Origin of the sequence: uncultured Tateyamaria sp. (assembly GCF_947503465.1) — a bacterium.
Taxonomy (GTDB): Bacteria; Pseudomonadota; Alphaproteobacteria; order Rhodobacterales; family Rhodobacteraceae; genus Tateyamaria.
The window spans coordinates 1643427-1658918 of sequence record NZ_CANNDN010000001.1 but is presented as its reverse complement, the minus strand read 5'-3'; the positions used below and the strand labels follow the sequence as shown (position 1 = coordinate 1658918).

Sequence of the window (15492 nt, the reverse complement as noted above, 5' to 3'; positions counted from 1 at the left end):
TGGGGTGTGGTACGGTGGTGATCTTCCGCCGACCAAAAGATTCGACAGCCGCCAAGGGGATGCTTTGATGACACGTTTCGCAGCGCCGATTGCCGAACAGATTTGGGATATGAAGTACCGTTTCAAAGAGGCGGACGGCACCCCCATCGACGCAACGGTCGAAGATAGCTGGCGGCGCATCGCGCGCGATCTGGCGAAAGTCGAACAAGACCCAGCGCAGTGGGAAGACACGTTTTACGAGGCGCTTGAGGACTTCAAGTTCCTGCCAGCGGGCCGGATTACCGCCGGGGCCGGGACTGCGCGGTCGGTGACTTTGTTCAACTGCTTTGTCATGGGCACGATCCCGGACAGCATGGCAGGCATTTTTGACATGTTGAAAGAGGCTGCGCTGACCATGCAGCAAGGCGGCGGCATCGGCTATGATTTCTCTACGATCCGGCCCAAGGGGGCTGGGGTCAAAGGGGTGGCTGCGGACGCATCGGGGCCTTTGTCCTTTATGGATGTCTGGGATGCGATGTGCCGCACGATCATGTCCGCTGGCAGCCGTCGGGGCGCGATGATGGCGACGATGCGCTGCGATCACCCGGATATCGAGGATTTCATCACCGCAAAATCCGATGCCGCCCGCCTGCGCATGTTCAATGTGTCTGTATTGGTGACGGACGCCTTTATGGAAGCGGTCAAGGCCGACGGGTCCTGGGACCTCGTGTTTGATGGCACGGTTTATAAATCCGTGCAGGCGCGTGACTTGTGGAACGGCATAATGAAGTCGACGTTTGACTACGCGGAACCCGGCGTGATCTTCATTGACCGCATCAACGCCGCGAACAACCTGAACTATTGCGAGACCATTGCCGCCACCAATCCGTGCGGTGAACAGCCGCTGCCACCCTATGGGGCATGCCTGTTGGGGTCGATCAACCTGGCCCGTCTGGTCAGCGACCCGTTCGAAGAAACGGCCGAATTGAACGAAGCCGCCTTGGCCGATCTGGTCACGACGGCCGTACGCATGATGGACAATGTCGTAGATGCCTCTCGCTTCCCGCTTGAGGAACAAGCGCGGGAAGCGGCCGCCAAGCGCCGCATTGGCCTTGGCGTGACCGGTCTGGCCGATGCGCTCTTGATGCTGGGCCTGCGCTATGGCTCGGACGAGGCGGCGCACCGGACGGAAACGTGGTTGAAGGCGATTGCCCGCGCCTCCTATCTGGCCTCGGTCGACCTCGCGAAAGAAAAAGGGGCCTTTCCGCTTTTTGACGCCGACGGCTATCTGGCCAGTGGCACAATGCAGGCCATGGATGCGGACGTGCGGGACGCCATCGCGGAACATGGTATCCGCAACGCGCTGCTGACGTCCATCGCACCCACGGGCACCATCAGCCTTTATGCCGGGAACGTGTCGTCGGGGATCGAACCGGTGTTCGCCTATGCCTACACCCGCAAGGTCTTGCAGAAGGACGGCACCCGGACCGAAGAGGAAGTCGTGGATTACGCCGTGCAGATGTGGCGCGACACGTTCGGGGATGCCGAATTGCCCGACTATTTCGTCAATGCCCAGACGTTGACCCCGTCTGATCACGTGAAGATGCAGGCAGCCGCGCAAAAATGGGTGGATTCGTCCATCTCCAAGACGATCAATTGCCCAGAAGACATCAGCTTTGATGACTTCAAGGACGTCTACATGCAAGCGTGGGATACTGGCTGCAAAGGGTGCACGACCTATCGGCCCAACGCGGTCACCGGGTCGGTACTGACCGTGGCAGAGGAGAAGCCGAAAGACGCACCCGTCCTCGCCAACGACGACGCCGAACCGCTGCAACCCCATGGTGACGTCATCTATATGGCCGAGCCACTCGATCGGCCCAACGCGCTGGAGGGCAACACTTACAAGGTCAAGTGGCCCGACAGTGAACATGCGCTTTACATCACAATCAACGATCTGGTCATCGGCGGCCACCGTCGTCCGTTCGAGGTGTTCATCAACTCAAAGAACATGGAACATTTCGCGTGGACCGTGGCGCTGACGCGCATGATCTCTGCCGTGTTCCGCCGGGGTGGGGATGTGTCCTTTGTGGTCGAAGAGCTGAAGGCGGTGTTTGACCCGCGCGGTGGTGCGTGGATGCAGGGCAAGTACATCCCGTCGATCCTTGCCGCCATCGGGGGTGTCATTGAAAAGCACATGATCGCCACCGGGTTCATCGAAGGTGAAGGCATGGGCCTCAAATCCGATCCGCAGGCCGAAGTTGTGGGCCTGGGCGCGCCACGAGGCAAAGCCTGCTCAAGCTGCGGCAGCTACGAAATGCGCATGATCGAAGGTTGCATGACGTGCGCGTCGTGCGGTTTTTCCAAATGCGGCTAGGCTGAACGGAGCTTGCGCCGTGACCGGTTGAGATAAAGGTGTGTTTCCATTGCGCGCCTTGGCTCACGCTTCCGCACGACGAACAAGGTTGTTCATTGCAAGTGTGACCGCGAACGACGGATTTGACTAATCCGCCGAGAACTTGGGTCTGTTTTGGTCAAAGTTCGAAATCCGACGCCTGTGCGCAAATTCGGTCAGACAATAGACACATCCATTTCAAGGTCGCTTTCAATTCAGGGTCTCTCAGCGCATCGCGCTGAATGTGATGCAAAACCGATTGTCTCAATTCGGGCCATGCTTCACAGAAATCGCTCAGGTCCCGTACGCTCTGGCCAGAGATTTCGGTGTCGGTGTCATCTGGATTGCTCAAGTCGTTGTCCCAACGAAGAATTTCAAACTGTCACGCTGCACCTTCCAATATGCCTTTCGCGGATCGCACGGGTCGCGTGAAAAAAATGTGAGCGGCCTATCAATCTCTGCTATTCTGCTCATTATTCATTGATACCTCACTTATTTGATTGCGCAGTTTTGGCTATTCGGACGCTTCAGATACGACTGTACGGCAGTTTTTCCTGCCGCTGGAACACCGGTCAGGTGGTCGAGGTGCGCGGGGCAAAGCATCGCGCCCTCATTGCCCTTCTCGCGACAGCCCCGAATGGTACACACACGCGCAGCTGGATACAGGACACACTGTGGCGCAGAGCCGGTGAAGAGCATGGGCGCGCCAGCCTGCGCCGGTCGCTGTCGGACTTGCGCAAGATCTTTGGGGACGATTTTGAGCGCATTTTCAAAACGACCAATGCCGACATCCAGCTTGATCCAGATGCGTTCGAATTGGTCGGAAACCATCTGGATGGAGAATTCGCGGAAGGCATCAAGATCCACGAAGAAGGATTTGTTCAGTGGGTCGGTCAGAAGCGCAAACTGCTGAACAACGACTTTTTGCTGTCATCCCGGTCCCCGCACAGTCGCATCGCGCCCAAGATCGCGATTGTGCCGTTCGCGACTCGACATATGGCGAAAGATGAGCTGCACCTCAGCGATCTGGTCGCCCAAGAGGTGTCGCGTTCCCTGTCCCGTTCGCGGCTCATTCGCGTCATCTCGCACCTCTCCAGTCGCCGCGTGGATGGGACGCTTCTGGACATCTTGAAGATACGCGACATGCTGGACGTCGATTACATCGTCTACGGAACCGTTGGGTTGCATGACGGCCGCTACCGGATCGACGCAGAGCTGGTCCAAACGGCAAACGGCCATATCGAATTGACGCGGCAGATTTCTGGCCGCTTGGCCGATCTGCTCAACGATGCACATGACTTGCTGGACCTGTGTTCGCAGATCGGGCACGGCATATTGTCTGCCTCGGTCGAAATGGCGCGGGGGCGGGCACCCGGCGATGTTGCAAGCCATGTTCTGCTGATGTCTGCCGTTTCGAACATGCATCAACATCGGCTTGCCGGTTTCGCCCGTGCACGTAGCCAGTTGGAAGAACTGATTTCGCGCACGCCCGGCAATTCGGAACTGCATGCCTGGCTTGGAAAGTGGTACGTACTGTCCATCGCGCAAGGCTGGAGCAGCGACCCCAAATCCGACAGTCGAAACGCGATCGACAGCACAAAACGCGCTTTGGACCGGAACCCGCATTGCCCATTGTCGCTGACATTTGATGGCATGATCCGATCCAGCGATCTGGCAAATCTGTCAAAGGCCGAAGCGCAATTTGATCGCGCGGTCGAGATCGACCCAAACAATTCGTTGGCATGGCTGATGTATTCGCGACTGCATATGTTCGACGGAAACGGCGAATTGGCGTTGCGTTTCGCAGAACGGGCCTGCGTATTGTCCCCCATTGATCCCTATGGATACTTTTTCGATATTATCAGGGCCAGCGCCCTTTCGATTTGCGAAAACTATGTCGATGCGCTGGATCTCGCGAACAAGTCCATCGACGCCAATCCCCGACATACGTCTTCGCACCGGGTCCGGGTTATCGCGCTATCCTTGATGGGCCGAGATCGGGAGGCCGCCGCAGCGGCCAATCTGCTGAAACGCCTCGAACCCGGTCTGACAATCGAAGGTTACCTCAGAAATCATCCGGCCGGCGACCGTCCCATGACAAGAAAATGGGCCGACGCCCTACGAGACGCGGGCGTACCTGCTCGGTAAATCCAAACATCGGGAGAACGAACTCATGTCAAGCCAAGCTACCGGGACCGCCATGACAGCAATGACGGCCATGACCGCCATGACAGCGATGACGGCAATGAGTGGTTCGACCGCCATGACTGCGATGACGGCAATGTCAGGCAACGCCGCTGCGGCGGGCAACTATGACGCGACCACCGCCGCCGGCCTGTTGTTCGCACGGGATGGCATTGTCGGTCAGTGGGCCGGTGCCACGCTGAACCCGACCGAGCGGAGCCTGAATGAACCGGCAAATCTGGAAGACTGGTCGCAAATGGTGCGCACGATGGTCGTGCTCCAGGATCTGTTGACGAACAGCGGTGTGGCGTTCGGCACCGAAGGCTGCACGCCCGAGGTGTCGTTTTACCACTTCAGCCGCTCATCCGATACAACTGCGATGGCAGACACGTTCAAGATCAAGGCCCAGCGATTGGCGGCCTTCACACGTCCTGGGCACGATCAATTCGTTGCGCAACTCGAACTGGTCAGAGACTACGCCGACCTCAGAGCGGATCGGTTGCCGGAAATCCTGTCTCAGGCGGGATATCCAGTGCCTTACATGACTGCGATTGCAGATCTTCACCCGGGCCGCAAACAATTCACACACGAGCTTCTGGGCATCACACAGGTCTTTGCGACCCACATCGTGCTCGCAACAAAGCAAGCCTTGGCTTGCCATCGCCCAGATGCTTTTTCGCCTCAGGTGCAGCCCGTGATACCCACGCCCGGTCATGGCACATTGCCCAGCGGACATGCGACCGAAGCCTTCGCCATGGCCGTTGTCCTGTCCCGGTTGATCGAGATCGAACGGGGCCAGGGCGCCCCAGACGACCTGTATGTCGATCAACTGATGCGACAAGCCGCCCGCATCGCGATCAACAGAACAGTGGCCGGCGTACACTTTCCAGCTGACTCGATGGCTGGCGCGATGCTTGGGCTGGTGATCGGTCAATATCTGGTGGCCCGCGCAACCGGAGCGGGATGTCTGTATCCCGTCCAGTTTGACGGCACAAAGGTGGTGACGTCACCGGAAGCCGAAGACGGCCCGTCCGTGACTGTTGATTTCAAAACGGAAAACTACCTGCGTGAACATGCTGATCCGTTGGTACGTGCACCTGAACACGACGGCATTGTCACCAATATGGACAGCCCGATACCGGCTTCGCCGATGCTGGTGAGCGCGCCATTGAAGTTCTTGTGGGACAAATCCGTTCTTGAATGGAAGAAACGGTAAGGGGGGCGGTCATGGCACAGGCCCGCGCGTGGTTTCCGGACAAGGTGACCTATCTGTCCGAAAAAAAGGTGTCCCTTCCGCGTGACACGCCTGGCGACGGCGCCAAAAAAGGCAGGGTCCGGGTTGTCGACGCCTATTCCCAGTGGATCGCACGACACGGCGCACAGTTCGCATATACCGAGGAAATCCCCAAGGTGGCCGAAACTGACTTTGACTTTGCCCTGATCGTTATTGAGCGTGACGAAAGGGTCGACTTTTTCTCTGAACGGTTTGACTTCACCGATCCGCCTTTTCTCTCATCGTCTGATTCCGAATCCGTTCCGATCGAGGATGTGTTCTTTGGTCGTCTCCCGATACGGGAAGCCAGCGCTGGCCCCGACATCGCACCGGGGAGTGTCAGGGTACTCGGCAGTGGTGTCCCCCCTTTGCCCGAAGCCGCAAGCGCCGATAAACTCGTCATCTCGGGGTTGATTGACGATTCCATCAACATCGGCCACCGCAGATTTCGCGACGCGGATGGAAAAAGCCGCGTCGACTTTGCCTGGATCCACGATGCACAGTGGGAAGGACAGAACAGCGTGCCCTTCGGCCGTGAATTCACCTCCGAGGTAACGTCCCAGGCCATTCAGCTGCATCCGGATGATGATGATGCGCTGATGCGACAGCTGGACCTGATCGCCACAACGGATCGGCCATATTTGCCCACGTCGCTCAAGCTGCGCGGCTCTCATGGCACCCATGTGGCTGATTTGGCAGCGGGCTACGATCCTGATGACGAAAAAGCCATCAATCACAGAATAATCGCGGTTCAACTGCCAACCTTCGCGTCGCAGGACACGTCGGGTGCATCCCTGATGACGTCGATCATCGCGGCAGCGCGGTACATCTTCGATCGTGCGCTTGAGATGAGTGATGCCAACAAAGTCCCGATACCGGTCGTGGTGAACTTCAGCTATGGTTTTGGCGGCGGCCCCAAAAATGGGAAACACATCGTCGAGCGTACATTGCGCGCGATGGCCGAGGAGTACCGAAAGGAAACGGCCAAAATCGCAGACACACCGTATCCTGGTATTTCGGCCCCAGCCGAGATTGCCCTACCTGCGGGCAATGGGCATTTGTCGAAAACACACGCGACAGGACCCGCGGGACAGGCGGATCGTGCGCCGGTTCTTGATTTTGACATGCGCGTTCAACCGGATGATCGTAGTGCCAGCTTTGTAGAAATCTGGTTCAGCGCCAAAACAAAGCTTATCGAAGTGACGGTGACACCGCCGGGCGCTGTGTCGAAGACATTTTCGTTCGACATTTCAGGTCCATATGACAGCAGTGTTTCGCTGGCCAATGACTATGTATTGGCCGAACCGAAACAAGATGGCGGCGCAGGGTTTGAAGAGGGTACAGTCATTGCGCGAATTTCCATCGACCGACCCAACGAGAAACCGGCTGGGGCGGGGCACGCACACCAGCATCCCGCCACAGAAGATTGCACGCCTTTCTGGCGGGTCCTGCTTGCGCTTGGACCCAGCACGTGTCTGGGTGCGAACCAACCCGCATGCCCACACGGCATCTGGAAGGTAGCGTGCAAAGGCGATACGCACGGCAACGGGCCTGTCCGGGCCTGGATCCAGCGGGATGAAGCAGTCGGCGGTTTCGGAACGCGTGGAAGGCAGGCCTATTTCGACGATACCGCCTATGAGAACAATCGCTTTGACAGGTTCGGCGATGTGGTGGTCAGGGATGCGGGCCGACCCGAAAGCATCGTCAAACGCGATGGAACCGTGTCTGGCATTGCAACCAACACGGTCGGTCCGGACACCCCACTTCTGTCCGTCGGCGGTGCGCTATGGGACAGCGACAGGGCGGCGATCTACAGTGCGGCGGGCAACGACGACACACTCAGCGCGCCGCATTTTCTCGCCCCATCTGAGACATCGGGGGTTTTGCAGGGTATTCTGGGGGCAGCCACCCGCAACGGCGGACAGGTGGCGATGGGTGGGACAAGCGTCGCCGCGCCGCAGGTCGCGCGGTGCCTCGCAGGCGAACTGTCGCGTCTCAATCCTGCGAAATACGCATCGTTCAATGCGATCAAATTTCTGAAGGACGACTCCATTGCCGATGTCGAAGATCCGGATCGCAAGGCGCGCCCGGTCCTCAGGCCTGATAATGACACCCCTGAACGCGCAGGAAATCGTCGTGTCCGGGAACAACGTGTCCAAAACGATAACGGGCTGATCAAACCTCACCCTGTCCTTGAGGACAACATCATGCGCGACGTCCGTCGCAAGGTTTAGTCCTGTCCTTGCCGCGTGACGGTTCTGGTCCGGGCACGCTGCCGGCAGCCGGTGTGCCTGGCTGGCTGGGTCACCGCTCGGGCTTGAACGCGTGCCATGTGCCGCGGGTGCATCCTTCGGCTTTGCGCCAGACCCGGTTGCTTGGTCCGGATGGTCGCCATCAGACGTTCAAGACGAATGCGAGGGTGGATGTATCACGGGCCGCACGGCCGGTGCTGCAGGCACAGGCGTCTCTACCATTTGGCGGGCCAGCGCCACACATCCCGCCGCCTGATGCGCGGCCAGCGCATGACCTTTTTCGGCCGTTGCAAGATGCGCTTCGCCCACGACACCGCTGCCGGACAGATCGGACGCGATCCAGCCATAGGAAATCGGCCCGATCGGCGAAATGGCAGATGTTTCCGCGCTGGATCGAAAATTACGCGCAGCATCCATGTCCACGGTGTCAGGGCGGAAGGCGAGCATGAGGGAGGTTTCGCTGTCGCCGCCATGGATGCCAAACCGGTTTTCCTGATCGCTGAACAGGCCCTCCGGCGCCCCAAACGATCCCCACTGCGCCTTGACGGCAAGCATCCCGGCCTGCACCCGCAACTCGCGGCTGAGAATGGAAATCAGATCCAGGTTGCCGCCATGCGAGTTGATGATCATCAGCTTTTTCAGACCTGCGCGGGCGACGGAAATGCCAATTTCGGTCCAGGCCCGCAGGGCGGTTTCGGCGGTCAAGGTGCAGGTCCCGGCGGCCCACAGATGTTCGTTGGACTTGCCGACGGCCTGCACGGGCAGGATCAGCAGATCCAGATCAGCGGGGCATGCGGCGCGCAGCGCGTCCAGCATCCCCTCGGCAATCAGCGTGTCCGTGCCAACCGGCAGATGCGGCCCGTGCTGTTCGATGGCGGCCGTGGGCAGGATCACAATTGTCCGGTCAGGGTTCAAATTCTCGAACTCGGGCATCCTCAGGTCGGCCCAATCGCGTGCGCTCATTCGGTATCCTTCGGGGCATAGGTGGCCGCGAGCCGCGAGGCCAGGTAGTCGGCGGCGCGGATCGGCGGGTACTTGGCCGGGCCCGTGCCGGGCAGGGCGGCGACCAGCGCATCGGGATTGGCTTCGCAGAAAAACGCGACGGATCGGCGTTGGCGTTTGGGGGGCAGAACACGGTGCGGGGTCGACACATAGATGTCGTTTGTCCACCGCATCAGGCAGTCTCCGATATTGACGACATAGGCGCCGGGCACATGCGGCACATCAATCCAGTCGCCTCCGCGCGGGCGCACCTGAAGGCCAGGTTCACCGTCGGTCATCAGCAATGTGATCGCACCGTAATCCGTATGCGCCCCGGCCCCGATCTCGTTCTCCGCCCCTGTCGCGGGTGGGTAATGCAAAAGGCGCATGGCGGACAGCGGTTCGGTAAACAGGTCGGAAAAGTGATCGACATGCAGGCCCAGGTCATCTGCCATTATGCTCAGCAGGGCAGAGGCCTGCGCTTGGCACGCATCGTAATAGGCCAGCATCGTGGCACTGAAGCCCGCGATCTCGGGCCAGCGGTTCACGCCACGAAAGGGTTCGTTGGCAAGGACGCGCGGATCGTCAGGGGCCAGATCGTACCCGATGTTAAAGGTTTCCTTCGTATCCACCTCAGGCCGCGTTTCATCCAGCGACTCGTCGCCCGGTTTGCCCCATCCGCGAAAATGCGGGGTGTCGAGGATCGACAGTTTGGCCTTTTCCGCGCGGGGCTGGTCAAAGAACTGATCAGCCAGCCGCAGAACGTCTGACCGCAAATCAGCAGGGACATCGGCATTGGACAGCAGGAAGAAACCGGTTTCGCGTACCGCCTGGCCCAGCTTGGCCGTAAAGGCGGGGCGGTCGTTGCGCACCTCTGTCCAGTCCAGAACGGGTATCATGCCGTCAGCCTCTCCATCCGTGCCGCCACCTGTCTGAGATAGCGTGCACGGGACGCATCTGTCGAGCTGTCCATGAGGTAATGCGCTGCAAAGACAGTGCGGCAGCGTTTGGCGCAAATGGCCCGCACGCCGCGCGTCAGCATCTTGCGGCCCGGCGACCCGATCAGCGTGGTCAACCACCAGGACGCGCCGCAGGTGGTGAACACCCCCAGTCGTTTGATGTGGGTCAGGCCCGGGCGAATGTTGTCGCCGTCACCCTGCGGCATGATAAAGGCCACGCCGGGCAACAACACTCGGTCCAGCCACCCCTTGAGCATCGCGGGCAACCCGTACCACCATGTCGGATAGACAAAGATCAGCGCATCCGCCCATTGCACGTCTGCCACGTCCTGCGCGACAGGATCGGCATTGCAGGTCTCGTCAAGATAACAGTCCAATTCATGCGCCGTCAGCACGGGCATGAAATTCGACCGGTAAAGGTCCCGCAGGCGATATTCGACGCCTGCCTTGTCCAGCTGGGTTGTGACCGTGCTCAGCACGGCGGCGTTGAAACTGTCCTCTTTCGGGTGGCAAAAAACAATAAGCGCACGCATCAGAAGGTCCTTAGTTGATCTCCGACATGGGCCAGGAATTGACGGCGTTTTGCATCGCTGGCCCGGTTCATGTCGTATAGGGCAAGGTATTTGGTGGTGCGCGGGCGGCACACATGCCAGACGGCGCGCGTCACGCATTTACGAGGCGGATCACCGCACAGCATCGCCCGCAGACGCGTGCCGCCATAGGTGGTCACCGCCGCAAGACGCCGGATACGTGTCAGGTTCGGAACGACCTTGCCATCGTCCAACCGGAACGACACGCCTGGCAAAAACACCCGGTCCAGAAACCCTTTCAGGATCGCAGGATAGCCGAAGTTCCAAACGGGAAAGACCATGATCAACGCGTCGGCGGCGCGCAGACGGTCGACATAGTTCTGAACCGGGCCGGTATTGCCCGGCACGTCGTGATACCCGCGCCTGTCGGCTTCGGACATCACCGGATCAAACCCTTCGGCATAAAGATCGCAATCATCCACTGTCCAACCGCGGCCACGCAATGACTGAACCACCTGCGCATGCAGGGCCGCGTTGAAGCTGTCCGGCACTGGGTGCGCGGCAAGGACAAGCGCGTGCTGCGGCTCTGCCGGGACGGTCGGCGCGCGTGTCATTCGGCGATCTGCATCTTGGGATAGGCATACATCTTGGCGAAATCGAAATCGGGATCATCCCATGCGATCATCTTGCCGGGGTTCAGCAAGCCCTTGGGGTCCGCCTCCTGCTTGAATCGCAATTGCCGGTCATCCACGGTCTGCCGCCCGCCTTCCTCCAACGTGTAGCGGTGCGGGTTGAAGATCATCGCGCCTGCGTCCTCGTGCATCTTCACGATCTCGTCCAGCCGCTCTTCGGTGGTGAACTTGACAAGGGACAACCCCGCAAACATGACCTTGCCGCCCTCCTTCAACACTTCAAGGTGTTGCAACACCTCTGGTGACAAGGCATCGCGCATCTTCTCGATCAGGGCGAGATGTTGGGGGTAGCCATAGCGCACTTGCAAATAGGTGATCGACGGATCGACCTTGAGCGCGCGTAGCGTCGTGTGGTTCCAGCCATACTCAAAGACCATGCCGGGCGCACGGTCCCAGGTGTGATCATCGCTGCGGTAAATCAGGTCCATCTCCGGCCTGCGGCCCAGAAACGTCTCGAACCCGTCCATGGAATGGGGCGCGACCATCAGGCCGATCAGGTTGTCGGTCGCCTCCACATGGCGCGCGACGCGCTGGAAATAGTCCTTGGCGATCGGCGCTTCGAACACGGTGGCCAGCTTGATCAGGATGCCGTCCTCATTCGCCAGATCCTCGGCAAAACGCGCGGCAGCCATGAAGTCGGTGGTCTTCACGAACATCTCGACCCAGTCATAAGCGGGGGCCAGCGGCATTTCGATTTCGGTGATGATCCCGTTGGTGCCATAGGCGTGACTGACGCGGGCCAGTTCCTCGCCGCGGAACTCAAGGACGCGCGGCTCTTCCTCCATCGTGACCACGCGCAGGCGGATGATGTTGCCCAGATCGCGCAAGGATCCCCATGTGCACGAGCCCACGCCGCCCGATCCACCGGCGATAAAGCCACCGATGGTCGCGGTCGCCCATGTGCTGGAAAACATGCGAATTTCCTGCCCTGACTGTTCCTTGCACACCGAATCAAGATCCTTAAGCAGACAGCCCGGCTCGACGATCACACGGCCCGGATGCACCTCCTTGACCTGATCCATCCAGCGCAGGTGCATCACGCACCCACCCTCAAGCGGCATGGCCTGTCCGTAGTTGCCCGTGCCCGCGCCGCGCGTGGTGACAGGTACGTCGTGTTGGTAACAGACCCTGAGGATTTCGATCACCTCGGCCTCGTTCCTTGGGCGCACCACAAAATCCGCCACCACATGGTCGAGCCGATCCTTGAGCACAGGCGAGTACCAGAAGAAATCGCGCGAGGCGGCGCGGATACTCGTTTCCTTCTCATCAATGTCCAGATGGGCAAGGGCGGCTTTGGCGGCGTCAAGGTTCATGATGTCTCCCACAGGTGGTCGAGGGTTGCATAGTCGGGCAACGTGCGGTCGATGGCGGTGCCATTCCGCAGTACGATGCGGTCAGATTGGGGTCGGGCATAAAGTTCGGTCCATTCACGGGCCTTGAAGATCACCAGATCGGCAGGGTCGCCGGGGCTCAACCCCTGTGCGTCAAACCCGCACGTGTCGGTCGGCTGTGTGGTAAAGGAGGTGACCCAATCGGTGCTTGAATGATCCAGATGCGCGATGCGCGTCGCCTGCCGCATGACTTCGAGCATATCAAGATCGCCATAGGCATAGAACGGATCGCGCGTGTTGTCAGACGCAAAGGAAATGGGGATGCCGCGTGCCTTCATCTCGTGCACCAGCGTGACACCGCGTCCCCGTGGAGTGCGGTGCGCGTGGCGGTCTTGCAGGTAAAGATTGCACATCGGCAGGCTGACCACATGGATGCCTGCGCGTGCCACCAGATCCAGCGTGTCCATGGCGCGCGCCTCATTTTGGGTGGACAGCGAACAGCAATGGCCTACGACGATCCGGCCGTCAAAGCCGGTTTGCATCGCAACTTCTGCGATCAGACGCAGGGTTTCCGATGACGCGTCCATCGTCTCGTCCACGTGGAAATCGACGTTCAGACCACGCGCAGCGGCAAGCCGAAAAAACCCTTCGAGCCGGTCGCGCAGGTCCGGCACCGGGTAGGTGACCATGCCCAGCACGCCGCCATGCTCTGCCACCAGATCGGCGGTCACACGGAAATCACCATCTTCCGAGAAGTGGTCGCACCCGATCAGGCAAACCCCCTGCACGTCGACGCGTCCTGCCCACTCGTCCCGCAACGCGGCAAAAACGGGCCACGTGATCTGTGGCTGCGGCGGAATGCTGTCCAGATGCGTGCGCACGGCGCGGGTGCCATGGGCATAGGCGCAGGCCAGGCCGAACTCCATCCGCGCGTGCAGATCCTTCGCGGACCAGTTGGCATGATCGGCGCGCACCGTGGTAAGGGCCCCGGGGAAAGACCCGTCGGGGTTGGCGGCACGGGGCCAGATGTGCCCCTTGTCCAGATGTACATGCATGTCAGTGAAACAGGGCAGGACCATGGCGCGGGCCATGTCGACGCGGGCGCCCGGTATGTCTGTCAACCGTCCCTCGGCGACATGCAGGTCTGTAAGGATCAGATCGCCCTCCTGCCCGACAAGGCAGGCAGGCACGGTGACATTTGCAAGGGTTATGGGTCCGCTGGGCAGGGCGCGAAAGTCCATTAATACTCCCGTTTGATGGCGCTCTCGTGCCACTTGCGCAGCAGCATATGGGACAGCAACGACAGGGCGGCAAAGATGAACACGCCCATGGCGGCCACAATGGCCAACGCGGCAAACATGCGGGCGATGTTCAACCGATATCCCGCTTCCTGAATGCGAAAGGCAAGGCCCGTGCCCACACCGCCCGTGCCCGCCACCAATTCGGCCACCACGGCCCCGATCAGCGACAGACCACCGGCAATCTTCAACCCGCCCAGGAAATAGGGCAGGGCCGATGGCAATTGCAGCATCCACAACCGCTGCCACCGGGTTGCCCCGTAAATGCGGAACAGGTCGCGCAGGTTGTGATCAACCGAATTCAGGCCCAAAGTCGTGGAACTGAGCACCGGAAAGAACGCCACAAGCCAGGCGCACAACAACATGCCGACCGTCTTGCTTTCCACATAGATAAAGATCAGCGGCGCAATCGCGACCACGGGTGTCACTTGCAGGATCACGGCGTAGGGATACAGCGACAGTTCCAACATGCGGTTCTGATTGAACAGGATGGCAAGGCCCGCGCCGCCGACAACGGCAATGACCAACGCCATCAGCGTGATGCGACCTGTCAACAGCGCGCTGTCCCACAGGATCGCCCAATCCCCTGTCAGGCTGCCCCAGACACGGGCAGGGCTGGGCAGGATGAAATGCGGGATCTCGTTCCAGACCACGATGCGGTCCCAGATCCAGATCATCAGCGCCATGACCAGCAAGGGCAGCAGCCAGCGCGCGGTCTTTTCAATGCGGCGGGCACGGGCACGGCGTGCCTCTTCCGCGTCGACCGTTGCGGTGGCCGGTTGGTCCAGGCCTGTCACGCTCATGCGGCGGCCTCCAACGCCTGCTCCAACGCCTGCGACGCGGCCCGGCAATGCGCAACGTACTCTGCCGAGGTGCGGAACACCTCGCCCCGGGGATAGGGTTCGTCCACGTGCAACTCCTCGATCACGCGTCCGGGACGGGCGGCCATGACGACGACGCGATCCGACAGGAACACACTTTCAAAGACCGAGTGGGTGACGAAGATCACCGTGCACCCGATGCGCGCCTGCATCTCCAGAAGGTCGTTGTTCAGTTTGAAGCGGGTGATCTCATCCAGCGCGGCGAACGGCTCGTCCATCAGGATCAGCTTGGGTTGCGTGACCATGGCGCGGGCAATGGACACGCGCATCTTCATGCCGCCGGACAGTTCCCTTGGATAGGCGTTCTGGAACTTCTCCAGCCCTACCAGTTTCAACACCTCAAGAATATCGTCCTTCACCGTGGCATAGGTTTTCCCCTCAAGCCGGAAGGGCAGGAAGACGTTCTGCGCCACCGTGGCCCAGGGCATCAGCGTGGGTTCCTGAAACACCACACCCAGATCGCCTTGCGCCCGTGGCCTGGCCCATTCGATACGGCCCGCCGTTGGCTCGGACAGGCCGGCGATCAGGCGCAACGCGGTGGACTTGCCACAGCCCGACGGCCCCAAAAGCGAGATGAAATCGCCCTCGCGGACGGTCAGCGACATGGCACGCAGCGCCTGCACGTCACCGGGAAACACCTTGTCCACGGCATTCACACGCATCAACTCATCGCGCGCGGCAAAGGGGGCGATTTGCGCCATCTCACACTCCGGTTGCCCCGGGTCCGCAAACCCGGG

Annotated in this window: 12 protein-coding genes; 4 read left to right on the top strand and 8 right to left on the bottom strand. The window is 60.2% G+C overall.

Annotation, left to right across the window (positions count from 1 at the left end; translation table 11 throughout):
• Positions 1-67 precede the first annotated feature (67 nt).
• From Q0844_RS08455 to Q0844_RS08440, 4 genes are all read left to right on the top strand, one after another.
• Positions 68-2356, top strand: coding sequence for an adenosylcobalamin-dependent ribonucleoside-diphosphate reductase (locus Q0844_RS08455; RefSeq protein WP_299043858.1), 2289 nt, complete (start codon positions 68-70; stop codon positions 2354-2356).
• 528 nt (positions 2357-2884) lie between these two features.
• Positions 2885-4522, top strand: coding sequence for a hypothetical protein (locus tag Q0844_RS08450; protein ID WP_299043855.1), 1638 nt, complete (start codon positions 2885-2887; stop codon positions 4520-4522).
• A 25-nt stretch (positions 4523-4547) separates the two neighbouring features.
• A complete protein-coding gene (locus Q0844_RS08445) occupies positions 4548-5774 on the top strand; it encodes a phosphatase PAP2 family protein (RefSeq protein WP_299043853.1) in 1227 nt (408 codons plus the stop codon).
• A 44-nt stretch (positions 5775-5818) separates the two neighbouring features.
• Entirely contained in the window at positions 5819-8065 is a 2247-nt protein-coding gene (locus Q0844_RS08440; protein WP_299043850.1) for a hypothetical protein, read from the top strand.
• Positions 8066-8233: 168 nt separating this feature from the next.
• Here the strand turns inward: Q0844_RS08440 and Q0844_RS08435 are convergent, their stop codons facing one another.
• The 8 genes from Q0844_RS08435 to Q0844_RS08400 are packed head-to-tail and all read right to left on the bottom strand — an operon-like array spanning position 8234 to position 15456.
• Positions 8234-9046 (bottom strand): creatininase family protein, encoded by an 813-nt coding sequence (locus Q0844_RS08435; RefSeq protein WP_299043848.1) that lies wholly within the window; start codon positions 9044-9046, stop codon positions 8234-8236.
• Positions 9043-9963: a 2-oxoglutarate and iron-dependent oxygenase domain-containing protein gene (locus tag Q0844_RS08430; RefSeq protein WP_299043845.1), complete on the bottom strand. Its 921-nt coding sequence runs from the start codon at positions 9961-9963 to the stop codon at positions 9043-9045. The genes Q0844_RS08435 and Q0844_RS08430 overlap by 4 nt, the downstream gene beginning before the upstream one ends.
• Entirely contained in the window at positions 9960-10556 is a 597-nt protein-coding gene (locus Q0844_RS08425) for an NAD(P)H-dependent oxidoreductase (protein WP_299043842.1), read from the bottom strand. The genes Q0844_RS08430 and Q0844_RS08425 overlap by 4 nt, the downstream gene beginning before the upstream one ends.
• Positions 10556-11167, bottom strand: a complete 612-nt coding sequence (locus Q0844_RS08420) for an NAD(P)H-dependent oxidoreductase (RefSeq protein ID WP_299043839.1) — start codon at positions 11165-11167, stop codon at positions 10556-10558. Before Q0844_RS08420 ends, Q0844_RS08425 begins: the two co-directional genes overlap by 1 nt.
• The gene (locus tag Q0844_RS08415; RefSeq protein WP_299043837.1) at positions 11164-12558 is read right to left on the bottom strand and encodes an FAD-binding oxidoreductase; all 1395 of its coding nucleotides are present in this window, start codon (positions 12556-12558) and stop codon (positions 11164-11166) included. The genes Q0844_RS08420 and Q0844_RS08415 overlap by 4 nt, the downstream gene beginning before the upstream one ends.
• On the bottom strand, positions 12555-13817 hold the full coding sequence (locus Q0844_RS08410) for a cytosine deaminase (protein WP_299043835.1): 1263 nt from the start codon (positions 13815-13817) through the stop codon (positions 12555-12557). Before Q0844_RS08410 ends, Q0844_RS08415 begins: the two co-directional genes overlap by 4 nt.
• On the bottom strand, positions 13817-14677 hold the full coding sequence (locus tag Q0844_RS08405; RefSeq protein WP_299043832.1) for an ABC transporter permease: 861 nt from the start codon (positions 14675-14677) through the stop codon (positions 13817-13819). Before Q0844_RS08405 ends, Q0844_RS08410 begins: the two co-directional genes overlap by 1 nt.
• Positions 14674-15456: an ABC transporter ATP-binding protein gene (locus tag Q0844_RS08400; RefSeq protein ID WP_299043829.1), complete on the bottom strand. Its 783-nt coding sequence runs from the start codon at positions 15454-15456 to the stop codon at positions 14674-14676. The genes Q0844_RS08405 and Q0844_RS08400 overlap by 4 nt, the downstream gene beginning before the upstream one ends.
• Between the last annotated feature and the right edge of the window lie 36 nt (positions 15457-15492).

Excerpts from the sequence above, each read along its gene's own strand:
- Q0844_RS08455 (WP_299043858.1), top strand. The coding sequence starts at position 68 with ATGACACGTTTCGCAGCGCCGATTGCCGAACAGATTTGGGATATGAAG.
- Q0844_RS08445 (WP_299043853.1), top strand. The coding sequence starts at position 4,548 with ATGTCAAGCCAAGCTACCGGGACCGCCATGACAGCAATGACGGCCATG.
- Q0844_RS08435 (WP_299043848.1), bottom strand. The coding sequence starts at position 9,046 with ATGAGCGCACGCGATTGGGCCGACCTGAGGATGCCCGAGTTCGAGAAT.
- Q0844_RS08430 (WP_299043845.1), bottom strand. The coding sequence starts at position 9,963 with ATGATACCCGTTCTGGACTGGACAGAGGTGCGCAACGACCGCCCCGCC.
- Q0844_RS08425 (WP_299043842.1), bottom strand. The coding sequence starts at position 10,556 with ATGCGTGCGCTTATTGTTTTTTGCCACCCGAAAGAGGACAGTTTCAAC.
- Q0844_RS08420 (WP_299043839.1), bottom strand. The coding sequence starts at position 11,167 with ATGACACGCGCGCCGACCGTCCCGGCAGAGCCGCAGCACGCGCTTGTC.
- Q0844_RS08415 (WP_299043837.1), bottom strand. The coding sequence starts at position 12,558 with ATGAACCTTGACGCCGCCAAAGCCGCCCTTGCCCATCTGGACATTGAT.
- Q0844_RS08410 (WP_299043835.1), bottom strand. The coding sequence starts at position 13,817 with ATGGACTTTCGCGCCCTGCCCAGCGGACCCATAACCCTTGCAAATGTC.
- Q0844_RS08405 (WP_299043832.1), bottom strand. The coding sequence starts at position 14,677 with ATGAGCGTGACAGGCCTGGACCAACCGGCCACCGCAACGGTCGACGCG.
- Q0844_RS08400 (WP_299043829.1), bottom strand. The coding sequence starts at position 15,456 with ATGGCGCAAATCGCCCCCTTTGCCGCGCGCGATGAGTTGATGCGTGTG.